Annotated in this window: 6 protein-coding genes and 1 pseudogene; 5 read left to right on the top strand and 2 right to left on the bottom strand. The window is 74.1% G+C overall.

The window, feature by feature from the left end; all coding sequences use genetic code 11:
• Positions 1-337 (bottom strand): annotated as a pseudogene (locus tag N4P33_RS30580) (ATPase); the annotation flags it as partial.
• 141 nt (positions 338-478) lie between these two features.
• Between N4P33_RS30580 and N4P33_RS30575 the strand changes: the two are divergent.
• Complete coding sequence (locus tag N4P33_RS30575; protein WP_260830188.1) at positions 479-1354, top strand: MurR/RpiR family transcriptional regulator; 876 nt, start codon at positions 479-481, stop codon at positions 1352-1354.
• A gap of 57 nt (positions 1355-1411) precedes the next feature.
• A complete protein-coding gene (locus N4P33_RS30570; RefSeq protein ID WP_260830187.1) occupies positions 1412-1954 on the top strand; it encodes an MOSC domain-containing protein in 543 nt (180 codons plus the stop codon).
• 212 nt (positions 1955-2166) lie between these two features.
• Here N4P33_RS30570 and treZ read toward each other — a convergent pair whose 3' ends face one another.
• Positions 2167-3912: a malto-oligosyltrehalose trehalohydrolase gene (treZ, locus tag N4P33_RS30565; RefSeq protein ID WP_260830186.1), complete on the bottom strand. Its 1746-nt coding sequence runs from the start codon at positions 3910-3912 to the stop codon at positions 2167-2169.
• 172 nt (positions 3913-4084) lie between these two features.
• On the opposite strand from treZ, the gene N4P33_RS30560 reads away from it, so the two are divergent.
• From N4P33_RS30560 to N4P33_RS30550, 3 genes are all read left to right on the top strand, one after another.
• Positions 4085-4636 (top strand): DUF1707 and FHA domain-containing protein, encoded by a 552-nt coding sequence (locus tag N4P33_RS30560; protein WP_260830185.1) that lies wholly within the window; start codon positions 4085-4087, stop codon positions 4634-4636.
• Positions 4637-4813: 177 nt separating this feature from the next.
• Positions 4814-6166, top strand: a complete 1353-nt coding sequence (locus tag N4P33_RS30555; protein ID WP_399030407.1) for a M14 family zinc carboxypeptidase — start codon at positions 4814-4816, stop codon at positions 6164-6166.
• A complete protein-coding gene (locus tag N4P33_RS30550; RefSeq protein WP_260830184.1) occupies positions 6163-6588 on the top strand; it encodes a subtilase-type protease inhibitor in 426 nt (141 codons plus the stop codon). Before N4P33_RS30555 ends, N4P33_RS30550 begins: the two co-directional genes overlap by 4 nt.
• Positions 6589-6849: the final 261 nt, after the last annotated feature.

Below are 6849 nucleotides of genomic sequence, written 5' to 3'. Positions count from 1 at the left end.
CCCCGGGCCCGGAGGCGAACGCGACCTCGGCGTCGCCGTACACCTCCATGGCGGCGGTCCCCGCACCCAGGGCGTCCAGCGCCTCCGCAAGACATGAGAGCGCGATGTCCCGGCCCCGCCCCGGCCCACCGCCCGCGAACCCGCCCGCGACCGCCGTCACGGCGCCGCGCAGCTCCTCCGGTACGGCGGCGGCCATGGCCTCGCACAAGTGCCGTACGAGGTCGGCGGGGCGCACACCGAGCGCGTTCCCGGGGCCGCTGTCACCCGTGCCGATCGGCTCGCCCGCCGTGTCGGCGCAGTAGGCGCGGGTCCGGGTGCCCCCGGCGTCGATCCCCAACAGCAGGGAAGGCCGAGCAGCGACCGCTTCCTGTTTCAGTGATTCATCTAGCACACTGCATGGTGGTTGATAGAATCAGGTCCTGGCAAGGCCCTGTGGCCGACCCGAAGCACACCCCGACGAATCGAGCCGAGCCCCGCCGTGATCACCGCACTGATCCACTCCGAACTGCCCCGGCTGACCGCCTCGCTGCGCAAGGTCGCCGAACACGTCCTCGCCGATCCGGCCGCGCTCGCCCACACCTCGGCCGCCGACCTCGGCCGCCGCACGGGCACCTCCCAGGCGACGGTCACCCGCTTCTGCCGGGCCCTCGGGCTCGACTCCTACCAGGCACTGCTCCTCGAACTCGCCAAGGAACAGGGGCAGCTCACGCAGGACCACCCCACCCGGGACAGACCGCTCGGCCCCGACATCGGCCCCGACGACAGCCTGGACCAGGTCATCGAGGTCATCGCGCACGCGGACCTCCAGGCGCTGCGGGCGACCGTCGAGCGCCTGGACCGCGAGGCGCTGGACCGGGCGGCGCGGGCCCTGGTGAAGGCCCGCCGCATCGACATCTACGGCGTGGGCGCCTCCGGTGTCCTCGCCCGGGAGGCGGAGGCCCGGCTCTTCGGGATCGGCTGCCAGGCCAGGGGCTGGACCGAGGTGCACGCGGCGGAGACCTCGGCGTCCCTGCTGACGCCCGCCGACGTCGCGGTGGCGCTCTCGCACTCGGGCAGCACCCGCGAGGTGCTCGGCCCGCTGCAACTGGCCGCCGAGCGCGGGGCGACGACCGTCGTCATCACCTCCGACCCCCGCTCGCCCGCCGCCCAGGCCGCGGCGATCCACCTCGTCTCGACCTCCGGCGAGACCAGCTTCCGGCACGGCGGCTTCGGCGCGCGCCACTCTGTCCTGCTGATCATCGACTGCCTCTACGCGCGCGTGGCCCAGCTCTCCTACGACCGCGCCACCGCGTCCATCGCCCTCACGTCCCACATCTCCGACACCCACAAGGCCCGCCCACGCCGCCGCCCGTGACAGGACGGGCCCGTAGGGTGGTGGGTGATCTCGGAAGCCGAGGAGGGGGCTCGCAGCATGACGGGGACAGTGACGGCGGTCAGCAGCAACGGGGAGTACTCGTTCACCAAGCCGAACCGGGAGAGCATCACGCTGCTCGCCGGGCTCGGCGTCGAGGGCGATGTGCACGCAGGGGTGACGGTCAAGCACCGCTCGCGCGTCGCACAGGACCCCACCCAGCCGAACCTGCGTCAGGTGCACCTCATCCACGAGGAGCTGTTCGCCGAGGTCGGCCGCGCGGGCTTCGAGGTGGCGCCCGGCCAGCTGGGCGAGAACATCACCACCCGCGGCATCGACCTGCTCGCCCTGCCCACCGGCACCCTGCTGCACATCGGCGACGAGGCCGTCCTTGAGGTCACGGGCCTGCGCAACCCCTGCGTGCAGATCGACGCCTTCCAGGACGGCCTGCTCAAGCAGGTGGTCGGCCGCGACGAGGCGGGGAACGTCGTCCGCAAGGCCGGGATCATGAGCGTCGTGCAGCAGGGCGGCGTGGTCCGCCCCGGCGACACGATCACGGCAAAGCTCCCGACGGGGCCGCACCGGCCTCTCGAACGGGTCTGACACTCCCGTCTCCGGCTGCGGGCCGCTCACGATGGAGCCGCTCGATCCTGCGGCCCCAGCCGGTGCCGGCGAGCACGAGCCCGGCTCCGATCAGCCCGGCGACCCCCAGATGCTCGCGCTTCGGTGGCCACCGGTGAGCAACTGCCGGTGCCGCCGCGTGACTTGAGCAGCGCGGCGGCATGGCAGGCGTCGGCATGCCGCCGCGGGAGCGGTCAGTCCTGGAGCAGTACCACCGCCGACTCGCCGGGCAGGTGCAGTACGCCGTCCGGGCCCGGGGTGTCGACCGGCTCCCAGGTGGCCAGGACGCGGGCGTTCGGGGCGCCCAGGGGGATGGCCGCCGGGGTGGGGGAGAGGTTGACGGCGACGCGGATGTCGCCGCGGCGGAAGGCCAGCCAGCGGGCCTCCTCGTCGTAGGCCACCTTCGTGTCGGCGAGGTCGGGGTCGGTGAGGTCGGGCTGTTCGTGGCGCAGTGCGAGCAGCCGGCGGTACCAGGCCAGCACGCGCGCGTGGGGCTCGCGTTCCGGCTCCGACCAGTCGAGGCAGGAGCGGTCCCGGGTCGCCGGGTCCTGCGGGTCGGGGACGTCCTCCTCGGCCCAGCCGTGCGCCGCGAACTCCCGGCGTCTGCCGTCCCGTACCGCCTTGGCGAGCTCCGGATCGGTGTGGTCCGTGAAGAACTGCCACGGCGTGCCCGCCGCCCACTCCTCGCCCATGAACAGCATCGGCGTGAACGGCGCGGTCAGCACCAGCGTCGCCGCGCACGCCAGCAGGCCGGGGGAGACCAGCGCGGACAGCCGGTCGCCCTGGGCCCGGTTGCCGACCTGGTCGTGGGTCTGGCTGTACCCGAGCAGCCGGTGTCCCGCCACCCGGGTGCGGTCCAGCGGACGCCCGTGACTGCGGCCGCGGAAGCTGGAGTACGTCCCGTCGTGGAAGAAGCCACCGGTGAGCGTCTTGGCCAGACCGGCGAGGCCCGCGCGGGCGAAGTCCGCGTAGTAGCCCTGCGACTCACCGGTCAGCGCCGCGTGCAGGGCGTGGTGGAAGTCGTCGTTCCACTGCGCCTGCACACCGAAGCCGCCCTCCTCGCGGGGCATGATCATGCGCGGGTCGTTCAGGTCCGACTCGGCGATCAGGAACAGCGGCCGGCCCGTGTCGGCCGCCAGCGTGTCCACCGCCGCCGACAGCTCCTGCAGGAAGTGGTACGCGCGCGTGTCCGCCAGCGCGTGCACCGCGTCCAGCCGCAGCCCGTCGATCCGGTAGTCCCGCAGCCACGCCAGCGCGCTGTCCACGAGATACGTCCGCACCTCGTCCGAGCCGGGCGCGTCCAGGTTGACGGCGGCCCCCCACGGCGTGTGGTGCGTGTCCGTGAAGTACGGGCCGAACTGCGGCAGATAGTTGCCCGACGGCCCCAGATGGTTGTGGACGACGTCCAGGACGACCCCCAGCCCCAGCGCGTGCGCGACGTCGACGAACCGTTTCAGCCCCTCGGGCCCGCCGTACGGCTCGTGCACCGCCCACAGCGACACCCCCTCGTACCCCCAGCCGTGCCGCCCCGGGAAGGGACACACCGGCATCAGCTCCACATGCGTCACGCCCAGCCCGGCGAGATGCCCGAGCCGTTCGGCCGCCGCGTCGAACGTGCCCTCGCGCGTGAACGTACCGACATGCAGCTCGTACAGCACCGCACCCGGCAGCGGGCGCCCCGCCCACTCGGCGCGCCAGGTGTACCGCTCGTGGTCCACGACCGCGCTCAGCCCGTCCGGACCGTCCGGCTGCCGCCGGGACCTCGGATCCGGCAGCACGGGGCCGCCATCCAGCGAGAAGCCGTACCGGGACCCGTCCCGCGCGTCGGCGTCCCCCCGCCACCACCCCTCCCGCTCCGGATCGCGCTCCAACGCGCGCGTGACACCGTCGCACTCGAGCGTCACTCGGCCGGCCTGTGGTGCCCACACCTCGAACTGCACGGACGGTTCCCCTTCGTCTGCTCACCGTGATGTAGCCCGTCCATCCTGCGCCATGAGAGATCAATCCGCTTGTGAATGTTCCCTTTTGCGGCCGGTGTCGCCGGGCACGCGCGCGAGGCGGCCGTTTCCCCGTTTTCTGGACAGCCCGGCCGCGCTGACCGACAATCACCAGGTGACGTCGTCCTTCGAGTTCCCCACGTATCCCGCGCGGCTGTCCGACGCGGAGCGCGACAAGGCGCTGAAGGTGCTGCGGGACGGCGTCGCCATGGGCCGGCTCTCCCACGACACGTTCATCCGCCGCATGGAACTCGCCCTCGCCGCCCGCCGCTCCGACGAGCTCGCCGCGCTCACCGCCGACCTGCCCACCGAGAACCGTCTCGCCCGGCTGGTCTTCGGCACCGTGGAGGCCGTCTCCGGATTCTCCGTACGGCTGCGCAGGGCCTGGCAGGCCGAGCGGCTGCCCAAGCTGCTGCTGCCCCACCCGGCGAGCGGACACCCGCTGCGCATCGGCCGCGACCCCGCGAACGGGCTGCGCCTCAACCACGAGACGGTCTCGCGCGTGCACGCCGAACTCCGGCACCAGGGCGGCATGTGGGTCCTGCGGGACCTCGGCTCCACCAACGGCACCACGGTGAACGGCCGCCGGGTCATCGGCGCGGCCGTCGTCCGCGAGGGGGACCAGATCGGGTTCGGGCGGATCACGTACCGGCTCGCGGCGAACTGAGCGGCGCGGGGCCCCAGCGGGCCGGCGCGCCCGACACACCGGCCGGCCCGTCACGGCTCGGTGTCGGTCAATCCCCTTTGCCCTCCGCGGTGTTGACGCAGCGCCGACTGTCGTGACTGACTGTACGTACGCCTGCACTCCGGGTGAACCGACGGCAGCACTTCGTGGAGGTGTGCCCTGCCGCCCCTCCTGCGCTATCCGACCGTCGACGAGCTGGGCGCACGGGCCGCCGCCCTCGTCGCCCGCCACCCCCGGACCGCCCGCCTGCGCCGCGTCGGTGTCTCCCGCGCGGGAACCCCCCTGTGGCTGCTCAGCGTCGGCCACGGCAGCCGGCACACCCTCGTCGTCGCCGGACCGCACGCCAACGAACCCGTCGGCGGCGCCACCGTGCTGCGGCTGGCCGAGCGCACCCTGGCCGACCCCCGGCTCACCGAGGGCGCCGACGTCACCTGGAACCTGCTGCTCTGCCTCGACCCCGACGGCCTGCGCCGCAACGAACGCTGGCTCACCGGGCCGTACACCCTCGGCCACTACTTCCGTCACTTCTTCCGGCCCGGCTTCCTGGAACAACCCGAATGGCTGCCCGACGGCGCCGCCGCGGCCGCCCTACCTGAGACCCGCGCCCTGCTCGCCCTCCAGGACGAACTCCGGCCGGTCCTGCAGTGCTCCCTGCACGGCGTCGACGTCGGCGGCGGCTTCGTCGAGCTCACCCGCGACCTGCCGGGACTCGGCCGGCGCGTCGCCGGGATCGCCGCCCGCCTCGGCATCCCGCGCGAACTCGGCGCGTACGACGCCCTGTACTGGCCCGGCCTGGGCCCCGCCGTGTACCGCATCCCGCCCCCGCACCGAGGCGACCTGGCCGCGGCCATCACCGAGGCGGCCGTCGAGTCGACCTGGTTCCATCCGCATCGGCACGGCACCGTCACCGCCGTCGTCGAGGCGCCCATGTGGGGCGTGGCGGCCGTGGCGGACGGCTCCCCGCCCGCCGACGCACAGGCCGTCCTGCGCTCCGTCAGCCGCACCCTGCGCGAGGACACCCTGCTGCTCGCCGGACTGCTGGCCCGGATACGCCCTCACCTGGCCGCCGGCCACGACACGGCGCGCCTGCTCGCGCCCGTGGGCGACTATTTGCTCGTCTGCCCCGGACTCGCCGACGCCTGGGACCCCGACCACGGCGGGGGCGCCACTCACCCGCTGCCGCCGATGACCACCGCCCGCCTCGTCGCCCTGCGCATCGCCGGGCGGCGACTGGCTCTGCGTACGGCGGGACTGCTGCACCAGCTGGTGAGGGGCTCCGGACACGATCCGGCCGGGGCGCTGCCGGAGCTGGACCGGCTCATCGACGCCCGCTGCGCCGACTACCGCGACGCCTGTGCCGCCCGCTGGATCCCCGTCGCGCGTCAGGCCGAGTACCAGGCACGGGTTGTTCTCGCCGCGTTCGAGCTGGCCCTGCGACACCCGCGCGGACGCTCCCGTTCGGGTGAGCCGGGGTGGGGCTCGGAGAGCGCGGTGCCGATGCACCGGGAATGACGTACATCTCAAGGAACGCGGTACGGGGCGTCCTGCCGGCCCTCCTCGCCCTCATCGTCTGCACGGCTCCCGCACAGGCGGACGCCCGGCCCGGTGACGCCCGCGGCACCTGGCTCCACGTCACCGTCACCCCGCAGGAGTCCCGCGGCACGGCCGCCGCGCCGCGCAGTGCCCTGCTCCGCTGCGACCCGCCCGGCGGCCACGCCCGAGCGGCCGACGCCTGCGCGGACCTGGCCGCGTCGGACGGCCGCATCGACGGCATCCCGCGGAAGGACACCTTCTGCCCCATGCTCTACGCCCCGGTGACCGCCCACGCCCGCGGCCAGTGGCGCGGCCGCCTCGTCGACTACACGGAGACCTTCCCGAACCGCTGCGTCCTGGAGGCCAGAACGGGCGCGGTGTTCGCCCTGGACCGGCGGTAGCGGGAGGCCCCGCGGCGGGCGGTGATGCGCCGGTGGTACTGCGACCGGCGGTGGCGGTGGTTGCGGCTGTGGCGATGGCGGTGACGTGGCTGCGCGGTGGCCGGTGGGATACGCGCCGCGTGGTCGGTGGGCGGACCGGCTCGGTGCCGAGCCTCCGGCGGGTGCGGCGGGCACGGCCCCGCTGGCGGTTCCCAGCGGCCAGCCCTTGGCCTTTGGGCCGCCCTTGTGCCCCGGCCCCCGGCCCCCGGCCAACCGTCCCAG

Source organism: Streptomyces sp. 15-116A (assembly GCF_025290915.1).
Lineage (GTDB): Bacteria > Actinomycetota > Actinomycetes > Streptomycetales > Streptomycetaceae > Streptomyces.
The sequence above is the reverse complement of the archived record's forward strand: the minus strand, read 5'-3'. Positions and strand labels throughout refer to the sequence as shown.

Excerpts from the sequence above, each read along its gene's own strand:
- N4P33_RS30570 (WP_260830187.1), top strand. The coding sequence starts at position 1,412 with ATGACGGGGACAGTGACGGCGGTCAGCAGCAACGGGGAGTACTCGTTC.
- N4P33_RS30550 (WP_260830184.1), top strand. The coding sequence starts at position 6,163 with ATGACGTACATCTCAAGGAACGCGGTACGGGGCGTCCTGCCGGCCCTC.